This window comes from uncultured Sutterella sp. (assembly GCF_937923675.1).
Taxonomy (GTDB): Bacteria; Pseudomonadota; Gammaproteobacteria; order Burkholderiales; family Burkholderiaceae_F; genus Sutterella.
The window spans coordinates 1-15,296 of the sequence record NZ_CALDXB010000056.1 but is presented as its reverse complement, the minus strand read 5'-3'; the positions used below and the strand labels follow the sequence as shown (position 1 = coordinate 15,296).

Genomic DNA, 15,296 nt, shown 5'->3' with positions numbered 1-15,296 from the left:
GTACTGTCGGCGAAGTGGAAAAACTGGCTTTCCGAATTTATGGAAGCCCCCTAAATAACAATAAAAATATGTAAATTGTATTTATCAGCGATCCCGGATAACCTTTCAGGCATGAAATCAAACATTCATTTGATTTCAACATCAGTCATCACCAATGCCGGTTCCGGACTAAATCTGCGTCCTGCCGGTGTTGTGACGTCAGTTCTTTGCTGAGGTTTGAAATGTTTCGGAAAACCCTGGCTTTAGTGCTTATGGGAGCACTTCATTTTGCGGGAGCAAACGCCATGTCGGCAGAAATCCAAATGACCGTGGGAGGTCAGACCTTCCCGGTAATGCTTGAAGAAAACGATGCCGCGAAGGATCTGATGAAGCGTCTGCCGCTTTCGCTCGTCTTCGAGAACTACGGCTCCCTTGAAAGGATCTCCTACCTGAAGGAGAAGCTCGAGCTCGGCAATGCGCCCCGCAGCACCACGCCTGCTGCGGGCGACCTCACCTACTACGCGCCCTGGAACAACCTCGCCGTCTTCAAGGGCTCCTTCAGAACATCGCCGGGCCTTGTTCCTCTCGGAAAGCTTTCGCCGGAAGCGCTTAAGGCCATTGTGAATTCTGAAGACCAGATCATCCGATTCGAAAACAAATAACGCACGCCTTTATCTGGAAAAGAGGAATTGAACCATGCTTGATACGCGCGAAAACACTTTCGGACGACGGGACTTCCTGTTGGGCGGCCTTTCACTCGGTGCTTCGGCGCTGGTCTCGGGATGCGCAGCGAATGCGGAGGCCGGCAGGTATGCAGACGCCCAGTCCGCACCGCATCAGACGCTTCCCAAACGCCGCCTCGGAGCGCTTGAAGTGTCCGCGATCGGTCTCGGCTGCCTGCCGATGGTCGGGTACTACGGCGGCACCTATGAGAAAAAGGACATGATTGCCCTGATTCGCCGGGCCTACGATAGAGGCGTCACCTTCTTCGACACCGCGGAAGTCTATGGCCCCTATACAAGCGAACTGTGGGTCGGTGAAGCGCTCGCCCCCGTGCGCAATCACGTGAAAATCGCAACGAAATTCGGGTTCGGCGTCGAAGAAGGAAAGCCCGCGTCGCTCAACAGCCGGCCGGACCATATCCGCCGGGCGGTCGAAGGGTCGCTGCGGCGCCTTCGGACCGACCATATTGATCTCCTTTATCAGCATCGCGTGGATCCGGAAGTGCCTATGGAAGATGTCGCCGGCACCGTAAAGGATCTGGTTCAGGAAGGGAAGGTCCTTCACTGGGGCCTCTCCGAAGCCAGCGCCCGATCCATCCGCCGCGCGCACGCAGTGCTTCCGGTCGCCGTGCTTCAAAGCGAATATTCGCTCCTTTGGCGAGAACCCGAGGAAAAGGTCTTTCCGACGCTCGAAGAACTCGGCATCGGCTTTGTCCCGTACTGCCCGCTCGGCCGCGGGTTCCTTACGGGCGCCATCACTGAAAAGAGCCGCTTCCCGAAAGGGAGGCTCTCCAATCTCCCTCAGTTCACTCCCGAAGCGCTGAGACACAACATGCCGCTTCCCAACCTTGTACGCGCCTGGGCAGAACGGAAGCACTGCACGATGCCCCAGTTCGCCCTCGCCTGGCTCCTCGCTCAGAAGCCCTGGATTGCGCCCATCCCGGGAACGACGAATCCGCAGCATCTTGACGACTTCCTCGGCGGCGTCGACGTATATCTCTCCCAGGATGAACTCAAGGCCTTTGAGGCGGAATATTCGAAGATTCGTCTGATGGGACACCGGGCTGATCCCTTCACCGAAAGTCAGGTTGACAAGTCCTGATCCTTCTTTCCAAACACGGTCGGGTTGGTGCATGTGAGCATGAGCGGCCTGCGGCTAATTGTCGCAGGCCGCCCATGCTTTTCTGCGCACCTTCGGCTGAGAGAGCTTTCTCCTTCGATAGAATCCTCAAAACCCGTGAAAGTCTTCCGAGAGCGGCCTAACGGAAGCCTTCCCTGCGTCATTACTGGATTGGGACTCATCATGGAAAGCATCCGCAGCCTTCGCTACTTCATCACCGTCGCCGAGGAAGAAAGCTATACCCGGGCGGCAAAGCTTCTCGGTGTTGCTCAGCCCACGCTCTCAAAGCAACTGAAGGAGCTTGAGTCCGAGTTCGGTCATGCGCTTTTTGCGCGCACGACCCGAAGCGTTTCGCTCACCCCCCGGGGAGAGCGCCTTTACGAGCGCGCCAAGAATATCGTGGCGCTCTACGATCAGGCGCGGCGGGAAGCCGCGGCAGAGGAAGGACTCACGGGCGACATTCGCATCACGGCCGCGGAAACCCCGGCGCTTCGAGGGCTGATTCACGCCGTGGGGAAGCTGCAAGAGGAAGCCCCCCGCGTGCGCATTCATTTTGTGAGCGCAGATGAAGAAGCCGCACGCCACGATCTGCAAATCGGGCTCTCGGACTTCGCCGTTTTCGTCGGCAACGCCGACTCCACCCATTTTGCATTGATGCCCCTCGCACAGAACGCCCGTTGGGGGCTCCTCACCCGCAGGGACGGCCCCTTTGCTTCGAAATCCGTAATTGACCCGAAGGACCTCCTCGGGCACCCCGTCATGATTTCAGAACAATCCTGCCGCCGGAACGACCTCTCCGGATGGTTCGGAAGCATCTGGGACGACGTGCGGATCGTCGGCTCCTATACGCTCCTCTTCAATGCTTCTCTCATGGCGCGCGAAGGCGTCGCGCACGTGCTGGCAATCGACGGCATCATCGCGGATTCGGACGCATCCGCACTCAAATGGATTCCTCTCAGCCCGGCGGTTCACTCGAGCGTCTCTGCGGCCTGGAATCCCGCGAGACCGCTTTCGCCCGCGGCAAAGAAGCTCCTTGAATACTGGCGCGAAACCGAAAATCAGCTGCGCATCGTGAGCGGCGCCTGACCTTTTATATATAGCTAAAAGCAATTTTTAATTATTATATATCGCTATTTGCTATTATTAATTTTCTTCTATAGACTTCTCCTCCATCAGGAAAGCGGAACTGGCCAGGCCGAATTCCCTCTCAGATTTGAATGAAATTTTGAGGAGCAAGTCTCATGAAGGAAGCAAACGCATCTCCCGTTATGGCGGGTGCCTGGGCCTGGGGAGCAGGCTTCGCGGGCGGCGACCAGGTTTTCGGCGCCGCACTCGATGCCGCAGCATTGAAGCCCGTCGTTGAAAAAGCGCTCGAACTCGGGATCCGCAGCTTTGATACTGCTGCCATCTACGGAAACGGCAGTTCAGAAGCCATTCTCGGCGAACTTCTGAAGGGCATCCCGCGCGAGAGCGTCGTCATCTCAACGAAGTTCACGCCGCAGATTGCGGCCAGCGTGGAAAAGCCCGTCGAAGCCATGTTCGAGGAGAGCCTCAAACGGCTCGGCACCGACTACATCGATCTCTACTGGATTCACAACTCAGCGGACGTCGAGCGCTGGACGCCTCAGGTCGTTCCGCTTCTCAAGGAAGGCCGCATCCGGGCGATCGGCGTCTCCAACCACACGCTCGCTCAGGTGAAGCGCGTGATTGAGATCCTCGGCGAATCCGGCTGCCGCCTCACGGCCGTGCAGAACCACCTGAGCCTCATGCACCGCGCCTCGCTCGATAGCGGTCTCGTCGACTTCTGCCGCGCCAACGGCATCGACTTCTATTCCTACATGGTCCTTGAACAAGGCGCGCTCACGGGAAGATTCGACGAAGCGCACCCGATGCCCTCAGGAAGCGGCCGCGGCGCCTTCTACAACAGCCACTGGGGAGAAATCGCCCCGCTCATGGCGGCGATCCGCGCCGCAGCTCAAAAGCACGGCGTCACGCCCTCGCAGATTGCATCCCGATGGGCCATCGAAAAAGGCACGATCCCGATTCTCGGGGTTACCAAAGTGCGCCAGGTTGAAGAGGCGGCCGGACTCGCAGCGCTGAAGCTTGACGCCGAAGACATGGCTCAGCTCGATCATGCCGCCGTCAGTATGAAGCTCAACACCCTTCGCGAATGGGAGTCGCCCGAGGACTGACGGGCTCTCAAATTTATTTGGAAAGAATGAGGAACACCATGAAAACCGTACTGATTGTCAATGCCGGCATCCGCGCCCAGGGAAAGAGCGGGAAGCTCAACGAAGAAATGACGCGGCTCGCCCGCGAGGCCTTTGAAGCGGCCGGCGTGAAGACGCTCCTCACGGACCTCAACAACGAGTGGACGCTTGAAGGAGAAATTGAAAAGATCCTGGCGGCCGACCTGATTCTGGTTCAGACGCCGATCTGGGCGATGTCGACGCCCTGGCACTACACCCGCTGGCAGGACGAAGTGCTCACGCACCCGAAGGTCTGCGGCACGGACGGCAGAACGCGCACGGACCCGGACAGGAAGTACGGCTCGGGCGGCTTCCTCACTTCGAAGCGCTATTGGCTGAGTACTACCTGGAATGCGCCCAAGAAGGCGCTCGACGAACCGGGCGAATTCTTTGACGCGAGAGGCATTGAAGAAGTGCTTCTTCCGCTCCACAAGCAGTTTGCCTACATGGGCATGAAGCCGTTCCTCCCGACCTTTGCCGTGCACGACGTCTACAAGAACCCGACCGTGGAAGCGGATCTTCTTCGCTGGCAAGCAACGCTCGAGGAAGCCGTGAAGAAGCTCGCCTGACGTACAAGCGCACAGCGATTGATGACGGGAGGGCCGTCCTTCTCCCCGGCAGACGGCCTTCCCTGTCATTCAGCGCGATCCTCATCTAAGGGTCGGCACTCCAAGGGGCGACACCTTGGTCGTCAGAGATCCCAGACGGGCATCGCCGTCACGTCTGAGGCGAGATACTGAGCTTCCGGGCAGGTGCAGATCAAGACGCCAGGACCGCGCTTGATGGTTTCACCCTTCAGCACACCGAAATTGTCAAGCATTCTGCGCTGTGGCGAATCCGTCGTCTTGATTTCAATGGGATAGTAGGTTTCTCCCTCACGGATAAGCAGATCAATCTCTTTTCTCTGAGCGTCTCGATAGAAGTAGAAGAGCGGTCGTTTACCGTTGTGCTTCCAGCTTTTGACGATCTCCATTACCACGAAGTTCTCAAAGAATGCGCCGGCGTTGTATGTTTTCCGAAGTGCCTGAGGACTTGGAGACTTGCATAGCCAGGCCGCAAACCCCGTGTCGGTGAAATAAAGCTTGTGCTTTTTGATGAGTGTCTTCCCGACATTCTCATAAAACGGCGGCAGCAGATAGATCACGCCGGTGGCTTCCGCGACATTGAGCCATGCCCTTGCAGTCTCCGCCGCTATGCCGGCCTCTTTCTGCACTTCTCCAATGGCAAATTCCTGACCGATGCGCGTTGCGAGAATTGAGAGGAACCGGTCAAAATCTTCAATGCGCCTCACGCCGGAACTGAAGGCATCCTTCTCGATATAAGTGCGCAGCAGGCTGTCGTAGAAAGCATCCCGCTCTTCGGGCTCGTCATGAATATGTTCCGGCCAGGATCCCTGCCAGATGATGTTCCATATCTCTTCCACCGTGAGCGGATTCAGCGTCCCGCGCCCGAGGTCTCCTCTCGGCAGGAAGGGTTTCTGTTCAAGGCCTTTTCCCTGCCGCTCATAGAGACTCAGCGGGAAGAGTTCATAGGAAACGACACGCCCGGACAAAGCTTCCGCTACGGCCTTACTGAGACCAAGCTTCTGAGAACCCGTCATCCACACCAAGCCGCGCTCGTTGGTTTCATCGAGAAGTGCCTTGATTTCCAATCCCAGATCAGGAACGCGTTGGAACTCATCAATGAGAACCGGGAATGGATACTGCTTGAAAAAAGCCTCCCTGTCATTCTTAGCTAGGTCCAGAAGCTGAAAACGGTCAAGGTTGAGGTACTTGCGTGCGCCTCCCATCATGGTGCGCAGCATCGTGCTCTTTCCGACCTGGCGCATCCCGGTCACCATGATGCCTTTAAAGCGACGATTCGCGCGTTCAATAACGGGTTCAAGCGTCCGGGGAAGATAACCAGGCAGCAAATAATTAGCGTCGTTCATGGTGAATTTTGATGAAATCAAGAGTATGGTCTTTATTTTATCAAGAGTATGGTCTTTAAAAAATAAAGACTACACTATTGATTTCATTAATTTCCATAAATATCAATAAACATAATTTCCAACAGTAATCCCTGTTGCTTCCCTAGCGATGGAGCGTGATGCCGCAGGAAGAGTCCGGAAACAGTCCGGCGCGATGCGCTCCAAACCGCATCTACTCCAGCAGAAAAAGAGAAGGCCGCTCCGGGGACTCCCGAAAGCGGCCATCTCTTTTGCGTCTTTCTCCTGCCGGAAGCTTCAATCGCGCTCGTCGAGCCACGCCTGAAGAATCGCTTCGAGAATCCGCTCATTCGACTTCTCGGGATCATCCCCGAAGTCGGGAAGCTTCACGATCAGGTCGTGGAGCTTCACGAAGGAAAGCGTCAGAGGATCGAGTTCGGGGTACGCGTCCGCGAGCTCTTCGCCGATCATCTGAGCATCAGACCACTTGAGCATCTCGGTTATTCCCGTTCGCCAACGACGTTGCGGTTGTACTTCGGGATCTCGATCGTGATGTCCTCATCGCCCATCTTGGCCTGGCACGAGAGGCGCGATTCCTGGCAGGCGCCCCAGGCGGTGTCGAGATGATCGAGCTCGTTGTCGGAAGGCTCGGAGAGGGAGTCGTAGCCCTTGCGCACGATCACGTGGCAGGTGGCGCAGGCGCAGTTGAATTCGCAGGCGTGCGGGATCTTGACGCCGTTGGCGAGAAGCGCCTTCGCGACGGTTTCGCCCTTCTGGGCTTCAAAGCTAACGCCCTGCGGGCAGAGTTCCTCATGCGGGAGAACGGTAATCTTCGGCATTTTTATTTTTCCTAGAGTAGTGGGGGTCAGCCTCGGGCAGGGGAATGTCGGGAGGCGCAACCTAAAGATTGAAATGAATTATCTGGCTTCCGGATCGATCGAGAACATATCGTCGTTAACGGACTTGCCGGCAAGCGCCGCGCGAATCGAGCGGTCCATGCGGCGTTCGGCAAACGTTTCCGTGCCCTTCGAAAGCGCATCTGCAGCGGCGTGAATCGCGTCGGCGTCGGTGCCCGTCACAAGAGCGGCGAGCGTGTCGCCCAAGGTCTCGATTTCGGCGCGCTCCTTCTCAGACAGAAGATCCCCGTCCGCCGTCAGGGCGCTCCGGGTGCTTTCAAGAAGGCGCCTTGCCTCAACCTGCTCTTCGCGGAGCTTTCGCGCGGCCATGTCGGATTCAGCGGAGGAATTCCCTTCCTTCAGCATCCGCACGATATCGTCGTCGGAAAGCCCGTAGGAAGGCTTCACGACAACGCTCGCCTCCACGCCCGTCGTCATCTCGCGGGCGGAAACGGAAAGGAGCCCGTCGGCGTCGATCTGGAACGTGACGCGAATGCGGGCGGCGCCCGCCGCCATCGGCGGGATGCCTCTGAGTTCAAAGCGCGCAAGCGACCGGCACGCATCCACCACCTCGCGCTCGCCCTGAACGACATGAATCGCCATGGCGGTCTGGCCGTCGCGGAAGGTCGTGAAGTCCTGAGCGCGCGCCGTCGGAATAGCGCTGTTTCGCGGAATCACCTTTTCGACGAGCCCGCCCATGGTCTCAAGACCAAGGGAGAGCGGCGTCACGTCAAGCAGAAGCCAGTCGTCGTCGGCCGTGGTGTTGCCGGCGAGTTTATTGGCCTGCATGGCGGCGCCGACCGCAACGACGCAGTCGGGGTCGATCCCGGTCAGGGGCTCGAACCCGAAGCATTCCTTCACTTCGCGGCGAACAGAGGGCATGCGGGTCGAGCCGCCCACAAGGACAACGCCCTTGACGTCCGACTTCGAGAGCTTCGCGTCAGCAAGCACGCGCGTCACGGCCTCGATCGTTTCGTCGACGAGCGCCTTCGTCATCCGGTCGAACGCTTCGCGCGTGAGCGTGGTCGAGAATTCGCGGCCCGAGGAAAGCGTAAAGCGCACGTCGACGGAATCCGCGTCCGTGAGCGATTCCTTCGCGCGCTTCGCGCTGTCGAGCATCTGACGGCGATCTTCGGGCGAAAGTTCCGTTTCGCTTCCGATCTCCGCCGCAAAGGCGTCGTAGACCGCGTGGTCGAAGTCGTCGCCCCCGAGGGCGGCGTTGCCGCCCGTCGCAAGCACCTCAAAAACGCCGCGGGAGAGCTTCAAAAGCGACACGTCGAAGGTGCCGCCTCCGAGGTCATAGACGAGGTAGATGCCCTCGGCCCCGTTGTCGAGCCCGTAAGCGAGAGCTGCGGCAGTGGGTTCCGAGAGAAGGCGCAGGACCGTGAGGTCGGCGAGCCTTGCCGCATCCTTCGTTGCCTGACGCTGCGCGTCGTCGAAGTAAGCGGGCACCGTCACGACGGCGCCGGTGAGTTCGCCGCCGAGGCGCTCCTCGGCGCGGGCCTTGAGGGCCTTCAGAACCTCGGCGCTCACCTCAACCGGAGACTTCATCCCGGCCGCGGTGCGGATGGCGACGCCGCCCGGCGCATCATCGATCTCATAGGGAAGCGACGGAAGGTTCTTCAGATCCGCACGGCTTCTGCCAATGAGGCGCTTCGCGGAATAAATGGTGTTCTGAGGATCATTTTCCGCGGATTCGAGAGCCTTCCATCCCGTCTCCACCGTCCCGTCGGGAAGGTAGCGCACGACGGAAGGGAGAAGCCGCCGGCCTTCTTCATCAGCGAGCACTTCGGGGGAAGCGGAAATCACGGTGGCGACAAGCGAATTCGTCGTTCCGAGGTCGATCCCGACGGCAAGGCGATGCTCATGGGGAGCGGCAGAAAGTCCGGGTTCGGCGATCTGAAAGAGTGCCATGATGAAATTTTTGGTTAAGAAAAGGGAATTCCGAAAAGGAGGGGCTTGGGCTTCAAAGCACGGGCGAGGACTTTGCGCTCGTCTGCTCGAGGAAGCGCCCGATGAACATGAGCCTGCGCGTGAGGTCGACTGCCTTCGTCCAGTCCTTCTCGGCGTCGATGGCGGATTCAAGCTTCGACTCGCATTCTGCGAACCGCGCCCGGGCTTTGTCTCGGACGGCTTCGCGGGCGCTCTCGTCCTTCGCATCGTCGAGGTCCTCGCGCCAGGACATCTGCTCCATCAGGAAGTCGGCAGGCATCCGGGTGTTCGTTTCGGCGTCGACCGGGTGGCCTGCGGCTTCGCAAAGAAGCGCCGCACGCTTCACCGGGTCCTTCAAAACGTCAAAGGACTCGTTGATGCGGGCGCTCCACTGTTCGGCAACGCGGCGCTCGGCGGCGGGGCGCCCGGCGAAGCGGTCCGGGTGCACCTTCAGAATGGCGCGTTCGTGCGCTTTTTCGAGTGCGTCGAGATCAATCGCGAACTTTTCGGGGAGCCCGAAAAGCTCAAAAGCGGAAAGCATAGCCATCGCGGTAAAACCACCCGGGAAAAATCAGACGTGGAACGATTCGCCGCAGCCGCAGCGGCTCTTCTCGTTGGGGTTCTTGAAGCGGAACCCTTCCTGAAGACCCTCGCGGGTGTAGTCGAGCTCGGTGCCGTCGATGTAGGGAAGGCTCTTCTCGTCAACGATCACCTTGACGCCGTGGCTTTCCCAGATCTGGTCGTCGGGCTCGGTCGCGTCGGCAAATTCGAGCTTATAGGCCATGCCGGAGCATCCGGAGGTCTTCACGCCCACGCGCAGGCCGATGCCCTTGCCGCGGCGGTCGATGTACTTCTGAACGTGCTTTGCAGCCGCTTCGGTCAGCGTAACAGCCATTTTTTACGCCTCCTTCTTCGCTTCATGCTTCGAGCGGTAGTCGGCAATCGCCGCCTTCACCGCGTCTTCGGCGAGGATGGAGCAGTGAATCTTGACGGGCGGGAGGGCGAGCTCGTCGGCAATTTCGGCGTTGCTGATCTTTCCGGCTTCGTCAAGGGTCTTGCCCTTCACCCACTCGGAAACGAGCGAGGAAGAAGCGATCGCAGAGCCGCAGCCGTAGGTCTTGAACTTCGCGTCTTCAATGACGCCCTTGTCGTTCACCTTGATCTGCAGGCGCATCACGTCGCCGCAGGCGGGAGCGCCCACCATGCCGGTGCCGACGTCGGCCGCATCCTTGTCGAGCGTGCCCACGTTGCGGGGGTGTTCGTAGTGGTCAAGCAGTTTTTCGCTGTAGGCCATTTCTTTTGTCTCCAGATTCCTTTCCGGGGCGGGACGAAGAGCCGTCGCCCCGGAACGCACTTCAAATTCCTATTGGGTTCTTTCCGAACTTAGTGGTTCGCCCACTGGATCGACTTCAGGTCAACGCCCTGCTGATGCATTTCCCAGAGGGGCGAGAGCGCGCGGAGCTTCTTCACGGCTTCCGTGAGAACCTTGACGGCGTAGTCGATTTCTTCCTCAGTGGTGAAGCGTCCGAGCGTGAAGCGGATCGAGCTGTGCGCGAGCTCGTCGTCGCGGCCGAGCGCACGCAGAACGTAGGAGGGTTCGAGCGACGCAGACGTGCAGGCGGAGCCCGAGGAAACCGCCAGGTCCTTCACCGCCATCATGAGGCTCTCGCCCTCGATGAAGGCAAAGCTCACGTTGAGGTTGAAGCAGACGCGATGCTCCCAGTCGCCGTTCAGGTACACCTCGGGGATGTTCTTCTGAATGCCTTCCCAGAGACGGTCTCTCAGGGCGCGCAGACGGGGCACCTCAACGGGCATTTCCTCGCGGGCGATGCGGTAGGCTTCGCCCATGCCGACGATCTGATGCGTGGGGAGCGTGCCCGAGCGCATGCCGCGCTCATGGCCGCCGCCGTGCATCTGGCACTCAATGCGAACGCGGGGCTTTCTTCTCACGTAGAGGGCGCCGATGCCCTTCGGACCGTAGACCTTATGCGCCGAGAGGCTCATGAGATCAACATGGAGCTTGTCGACGTTGAGGTCGATCTTGCCCGCGGCCTGCGTCGCGTCGCAGTGGAAGACGATGCCCTTTTCGCGGCAGAGCGCGCCGATGCGCTCGATGTCCTGGATGACGCCGATTTCGTTGTTGACGGCCATCACGGAAATGAGGATCGTGTCGGGGCGAATGGCGGCGAGGAGGTCCTCCCACTTGATGAGGCCGTTTTCCTGCACGTCGAGGTAGGTCACCTCAAAGCCTTCGCTCTCGAGGTGGCGCATCGAATCGAGCACCGCCTTGTGTTCGGTCTTCACCGTAATGAGGTGGCGGCCCTTGTCGCGGTAGAAGTGCGCGGCGCCCTTGATGGCGAGGTTGTCGGCCTCAGTCGCGCCGGACGTGAAGACGATCTCGCGCGGATCCGCGCTGATCAAGGCCGCAATGTTGGCGCGGGCCTCTTCAACGGCCTTCTCCGCTTCCCAGCCGTAAGAATGGCTGTGGGAGGCAGGGTTGCCGAAGTGAACGTTGAGGTAGGGCACCATCTTTTCCACGACGCGGGGATCGCACGGGGTCGTGGCGGAGTAGTCGAGGTAAACCGGAAGCTTCATTTTTAAAAGGTTCCTGAAGATTGAAAGTTCTTGATTGACGGTTCTTGAACGGGAGCTTCAGGCCGACGTGGTCGGTCCGTGCGCCTCTTTTTGCCTCACCGGAATCACTGCAGGTATCTGAGCCGAATGACCGCTTCCCGGATGCTTTTCCGCCTCGGCCGCGAGGGACGCGAGCGAAATGCCTGCGAGGAAGCGTTCAATGACGCCGTTGAGGTCTTCCCAAAGATGGTGCGTGAGGCAGGAGGCGCCCCCAAGGCACGTGCCTTCCCCGCCGCACTGGGTGGTATCCATGTTTTCATCCACCGCGAGAATGATGCGGTCGATGGTGATTGACTGCGCGGGCTCGGCAAGCCGGTAGCCGCCGCCCGGACCGCGAGTGCTTTCAACAAGCCCTGCGCGGCGCAGACGACAGAAAATCTGCTCGAGATAGGGAAGCGAGATCTTCTGACGCTCGGCCACCTGCGCGATCGGAATCGGCGAATCAGACTCCTCAGCCTGAATCGCCAGATCGAGCATGGCCGTAACGGCAAAACGCCCTTTCGTCGTGAGCTTCAAGTTCTCATCCTCCGATGATCCGGGGAAACCCGTAAAATCAATCCTGACTAAAACAGTCAATTTTGCGAACGGATTCTACTCTGCGAATCCTGACAAAACAAGTCAGGTAATGATCGGGAATCTTTCAGGCGCTACAAAAAGAAAACGGACGCCTGAGAGCATCAGACATCCGTTTGATGTTTTCTGAGTTCCGGATCTTCCCGGCGATGCGGGAGGGAACTGACGGACTACTTCTTCGCCGCAGCCCTTTCGGCGCGCAGCTGCTTCGCGCGCTTCTCAAAGAATTCAATGAGACCCTCGCAGGCGTCGGAGCAGTACTCGAAGGCCTGCACGAACCCCTCGTTCACGCCGAAATAGGGATCGGGAACGATGGCTTCATCGAACTCATTGGCGTAGCGCATCATGAGCTGAATCTTGTGACGGAACTGCGCGGGCGAGCGCTGCTGGAGCTCCGTGAGCACTTCCCAGTCCATTGCGAGGATAAGGTCGTACTCCGCGAAATCCTCGGGCGTGATCTGACGGGCGCGGTGGTCTGCAAGCTGCACGTCGCGGCGGCGGCAGGTGAGCACGGCGCGCTGATCGCACGGATCGCCCACATGCTCGCCGGAGGTGCCTGCGCTCGATGCGGTCATGACGTCGTCGTAGCCCGCTTCCTTCACCTTCTTCTTGAAGATGGCTTCAGCCATGGGACTGCGGCACACGTTGCCGGTGCAGACGAAGAGAATTTTGATCAGCTTGTCATCCATCTTGAATATTCCGATCCTCGCGAGAATCCGGGGAGAAGCTCAAACTGAGGGAAAAGTGGATTTTGTCAGACCTATCCTACTGCAGGGTGTCTGATTTTCCTAGAGGCGAATACCCAAATCCCTGCGAATATTTCAAACCCTCTAAACCTTAGAACGTCAGGGAGAGCGCGAGAGAAGACGCGTCTCAGGCGTTGACGGATGCGCCGAAAGCGGACTTTCTGAGCGCTTTGATTTCCTCACGCACCTTGGCGGCTTTTTCGAAATCGAGGTCGCGCGCATAGCCCATCATCTCGGCCTCGAGCTCCCTCAGGCGCTTCGCGAGCGCCTTTTCGTCGCCCGCGATCTCAATGTCGCGCACGGCTTCCTTCACTTCTTCCTTCACGTCGGGACCGCGGTAGACGCCGTCGATGATTTCGCGGATCTCCTTCTTGACGCCCCGCGGCGTGATGCCGTGGGCAAGATTGAAGGCCTCCTGCTTTTCCCTGCGGCGTTCCGTTTCGGTGATCGCTGCCTTCATCGAATCGGTCACCTTGTCGCCGTAAAGGATCGCGCGGCCGTGAAGGTTTCTCGCGGCGCGTCCGATCGTCTGAATGAGGGAGCGGTAGCTTCTCAGGAACCCTTCCTTGTCGGCGTCAAGAATCGCAATGAGGGAGACCTCCGGAATATCGAGGCCTTCGCGAAGGAGGTTGATGCCGACGAGCACGTCGAAGGTCCCCGCGCGCAGATCCCGAATGATCTCGACGCGCTCGACCGTATCGATGTCGGAGTGGAGGTACCGCACGCGAACGCCCTGATCGGAGAGAAAGTCCGTGAGATCCTCGGCCATCTTCTTCGTGAGGGTCGTGACAAGCACGCGCTCTCCCTTCTTCACGGTTTCCGTGATTTCGGAAAGAAGGTCGTCGACCTGAGTCACCGCCGGCCGCACTTCAACGGCCGGGTCAATGAGGCCCGTCGGGCGCACCACCTGCTCGACCACTTCGCCGCCGCTCTTTTCGAGCTCGTATTCCGCAGGGGTGGCCGACACAAAGATCGAGCGGCGCATCTTGCGCTCGAACTCGTCGAACCTCAGCGGCCGGTTGTCGAGCGCCGAGGGGAGCCTGAAGCCGTAGCGCACGAGCGTTTCCTTTCGCGCGCGGTCGCCGCGGTACATGCCTCCCAGCTGCCCCATCATGACGTGGCTCTCGTCAAAGAACATGAGCGTGTCGGCAGGAAGATAGTCGATGAGGCAGGGCGGGGGCTCTCCGGGCGGAAGGCCCGTGAGGTGCCTCGAATAATTTTCAATCCCCTTGCAGAACCCCACCTGGTCGAGCATCTCGAGGTCAAAGAGCGTGCGCTGCTCAAGGCGCTGCGCTTCAACGAGAAGATTCTGACTGAGAAGCTCTTCCTTTCTTTCCTTCAATTCGGCCTTGATCGTCCCGATCGCGCGCTGAATGTCCTCGCGGGGCGTCACGTAGTGGCTCGCCGGATAGACGACGAAGCGAGGCACCTTCTGAATGGCCTTCCCTGTAATGGGGTCAAAAAGGAGAATCGCATCCACCTCGTCATCAAAGAGCTCGATGCGGACGGCCGTTTCCGCGTGTTCCGCAGGGAAGATGTCGATCGTGTCGCCCCGGACTCTGAAGGTCCCGCGCGTGAATTCCATGTCGGAGCGCCGGTACTGCATGCGGACGATCTGTCCGATCAGATCGCGCTGGGTCTTCCGGTCGCCCGCGCGCAGGATGAGGCGCATCTCGGTGTAGCTCTCGGGCGCGCCGATGCCGTAGATCGCCGAGACCGTCGCCACGATGATGGTGTCGCGGCGCTCGAGAATCGACTTCGTTGCCGCAAGCCGCATCTGTTCGATGTGTTCGTTCACCGCGGCATCCTTCTCGATGAAGAGGTCCCGCGCAGGCACATAGGCTTCCGGCTGATAGAAGTCGTAATAGGAAACAAAGTATTCGACGGCGTTCTCGGGGAAGAAGTCGCGCATCTCGGAATAGGTCTGAGCGGCGAGCGTCTTGTTGGGCGCAAAGATGATCGCCGGCACCCCCTCGCGCGCAATCACATTCGCCATCGTGTAGGTCTTCCCCGACCCCGTCACCCCGAGGAGCGTCTGATACATGAGCCCGTTCTCCACGCCCCTGCAGAGCGCCTCAATCGCCTGAGGCTGGTCGCCCGCCGGGGGAAAGGGTTCATGAAGGATGAAGGGAGAATTCGGATAGGTAACGGTCTGCAAGGGAAGGGCCTCACAAAAAAATCAGACGGGAACCGGCTCATTCTACGAAAAGCTCCGGGCGCAGAGAAGCTGCGGGGGAAGATAAGATTCCTTAAATATCAACAATAAAATAATGCGCCATCGTTTTGTTACATTTATTTACATTTAGAAATTTGGCAAAACAAGAAAGCACCCATATAATTCACCTCCTTGATTCCCCGATAGCTCAGTCGGTAGAGCGACGGACTGTTAATCCGCAGGTCGCTGGTTCGAACCCAGCTCGGGGAGCCAAGAAAAATTTGAAGTCGTCCGCAAGGACGCAAATGGATTCCCCGATAGCTCAGTCGGTAGAGCGACGGACTGTTAATCCGCAGGTCGCTG

General features: G+C 58.9%; 16 protein-coding genes and 1 tRNA gene. 6 read left to right on the top strand and 11 right to left on the bottom strand.

Going from position 1 to position 15,296, the window contains the following annotated elements; all coding sequences use genetic code 11:
• The first annotated feature begins 284 nt into the window (after nucleotides 1-284).
• The 5 genes from Q0106_RS06760 (at nucleotide 285) to Q0106_RS06740 (ending at nucleotide 4,639) form a co-directional block, all read left to right on the top strand.
• The gene (locus tag Q0106_RS06760) at nucleotides 285-641 is read left to right on the top strand and encodes a cyclophilin-like fold protein (RefSeq protein ID WP_297610658.1); all 357 of its coding nucleotides are present in this window, start codon (nucleotides 285-287) and stop codon (nucleotides 639-641) included.
• A 241-nt stretch (nucleotides 642-882) separates the two neighbouring features.
• The gene (locus Q0106_RS06755; protein WP_297610660.1) at nucleotides 883-1,803 is read left to right on the top strand and encodes an aldo/keto reductase; all 921 of its coding nucleotides are present in this window, start codon (nucleotides 883-885) and stop codon (nucleotides 1,801-1,803) included.
• A 201-nt stretch (nucleotides 1,804-2,004) separates the two neighbouring features.
• Nucleotides 2,005-2,907: a LysR family transcriptional regulator gene (locus Q0106_RS06750; RefSeq protein WP_297610655.1), complete on the top strand. Its 903-nt coding sequence runs from the start codon at nucleotides 2,005-2,007 to the stop codon at nucleotides 2,905-2,907.
• Nucleotides 2,908-3,062: 155 nt separating this feature from the next.
• Nucleotides 3,063-4,013: an aldo/keto reductase gene (locus tag Q0106_RS06745; RefSeq protein ID WP_297610652.1), complete on the top strand. Its 951-nt coding sequence runs from the start codon at nucleotides 3,063-3,065 to the stop codon at nucleotides 4,011-4,013.
• 38 nt (nucleotides 4,014-4,051) lie between these two features.
• Complete coding sequence (locus tag Q0106_RS06740; RefSeq protein WP_297610649.1) at nucleotides 4,052-4,639, top strand: NAD(P)H-dependent oxidoreductase; 588 nt, start codon at nucleotides 4,052-4,054, stop codon at nucleotides 4,637-4,639.
• 122 nt (nucleotides 4,640-4,761) lie between these two features.
• Here Q0106_RS06740 and Q0106_RS06735 read toward each other — a convergent pair whose 3' ends face one another.
• From Q0106_RS06735 to uvrB, 11 genes are all read right to left on the bottom strand, one after another.
• The gene (locus Q0106_RS06735; RefSeq protein WP_297610646.1) at nucleotides 4,762-6,000 is read right to left on the bottom strand and encodes an ATP-binding protein; all 1,239 of its coding nucleotides are present in this window, start codon (nucleotides 5,998-6,000) and stop codon (nucleotides 4,762-4,764) included.
• Between the two features lie 294 nt (nucleotides 6,001-6,294).
• Nucleotides 6,295-6,492: a Fe-S cluster assembly protein IscX gene (iscX, locus tag Q0106_RS06730; RefSeq protein ID WP_297610643.1), complete on the bottom strand. Its 198-nt coding sequence runs from the start codon at nucleotides 6,490-6,492 to the stop codon at nucleotides 6,295-6,297.
• A gap of 5 nt (nucleotides 6,493-6,497) precedes the next feature.
• Complete coding sequence (gene fdx, locus Q0106_RS06725; protein WP_297610641.1) at nucleotides 6,498-6,836, bottom strand: ISC system 2Fe-2S type ferredoxin; 339 nt, start codon at nucleotides 6,834-6,836, stop codon at nucleotides 6,498-6,500.
• Nucleotides 6,837-6,914: 78 nt separating this feature from the next.
• Nucleotides 6,915-8,807: a Fe-S protein assembly chaperone HscA gene (gene hscA / locus Q0106_RS06720; RefSeq protein WP_297610639.1), complete on the bottom strand. Its 1,893-nt coding sequence runs from the start codon at nucleotides 8,805-8,807 to the stop codon at nucleotides 6,915-6,917.
• A gap of 52 nt (nucleotides 8,808-8,859) precedes the next feature.
• Nucleotides 8,860-9,372 carry a Fe-S protein assembly co-chaperone HscB gene (gene hscB, locus Q0106_RS06715; RefSeq protein WP_297610637.1) on the bottom strand — a complete coding sequence of 171 codons (513 nt, stop codon included), beginning with the start codon at nucleotides 9,370-9,372 and terminating at the stop codon, nucleotides 8,860-8,862.
• A 24-nt stretch (nucleotides 9,373-9,396) separates the two neighbouring features.
• Nucleotides 9,397-9,720, bottom strand: coding sequence for an iron-sulfur cluster assembly protein IscA (iscA, locus tag Q0106_RS06710; protein WP_139688004.1), 324 nt, complete (start codon nucleotides 9,718-9,720; stop codon nucleotides 9,397-9,399).
• Between the two features lie 3 nt (nucleotides 9,721-9,723).
• The gene (gene iscU, locus Q0106_RS06705; RefSeq protein WP_139688005.1) at nucleotides 9,724-10,119 is read right to left on the bottom strand and encodes a Fe-S cluster assembly scaffold IscU; all 396 of its coding nucleotides are present in this window, start codon (nucleotides 10,117-10,119) and stop codon (nucleotides 9,724-9,726) included.
• 89 nt (nucleotides 10,120-10,208) lie between these two features.
• Nucleotides 10,209-11,420, bottom strand: a complete 1,212-nt coding sequence (locus Q0106_RS06700) for an IscS subfamily cysteine desulfurase (protein WP_297610634.1) — start codon at nucleotides 11,418-11,420, stop codon at nucleotides 10,209-10,211.
• 57 nt (nucleotides 11,421-11,477) lie between these two features.
• Nucleotides 11,478-11,975 carry an Rrf2 family transcriptional regulator gene (locus Q0106_RS06695; RefSeq protein WP_297610632.1) on the bottom strand — a complete coding sequence of 166 codons (498 nt, stop codon included), beginning with the start codon at nucleotides 11,973-11,975 and terminating at the stop codon, nucleotides 11,478-11,480.
• A 227-nt stretch (nucleotides 11,976-12,202) separates the two neighbouring features.
• Complete coding sequence (locus tag Q0106_RS06690) at nucleotides 12,203-12,721, bottom strand: low molecular weight protein-tyrosine-phosphatase (RefSeq protein ID WP_297610630.1); 519 nt, start codon at nucleotides 12,719-12,721, stop codon at nucleotides 12,203-12,205.
• Nucleotides 12,722-12,905: 184 nt separating this feature from the next.
• Nucleotides 12,906-14,936 carry an excinuclease ABC subunit UvrB gene (gene uvrB, locus Q0106_RS06685; protein ID WP_297610627.1) on the bottom strand — a complete coding sequence of 677 codons (2,031 nt, stop codon included), beginning with the start codon at nucleotides 14,934-14,936 and terminating at the stop codon, nucleotides 12,906-12,908.
• Between the two features lie 194 nt (nucleotides 14,937-15,130).
• Between uvrB and Q0106_RS06680 the strand changes: the two genes are divergently transcribed.
• Nucleotides 15,131-15,206, top strand: a tRNA-Asn gene (locus tag Q0106_RS06680).
• The last annotated feature ends 90 nt before the right edge of the window (nucleotides 15,207-15,296 follow it).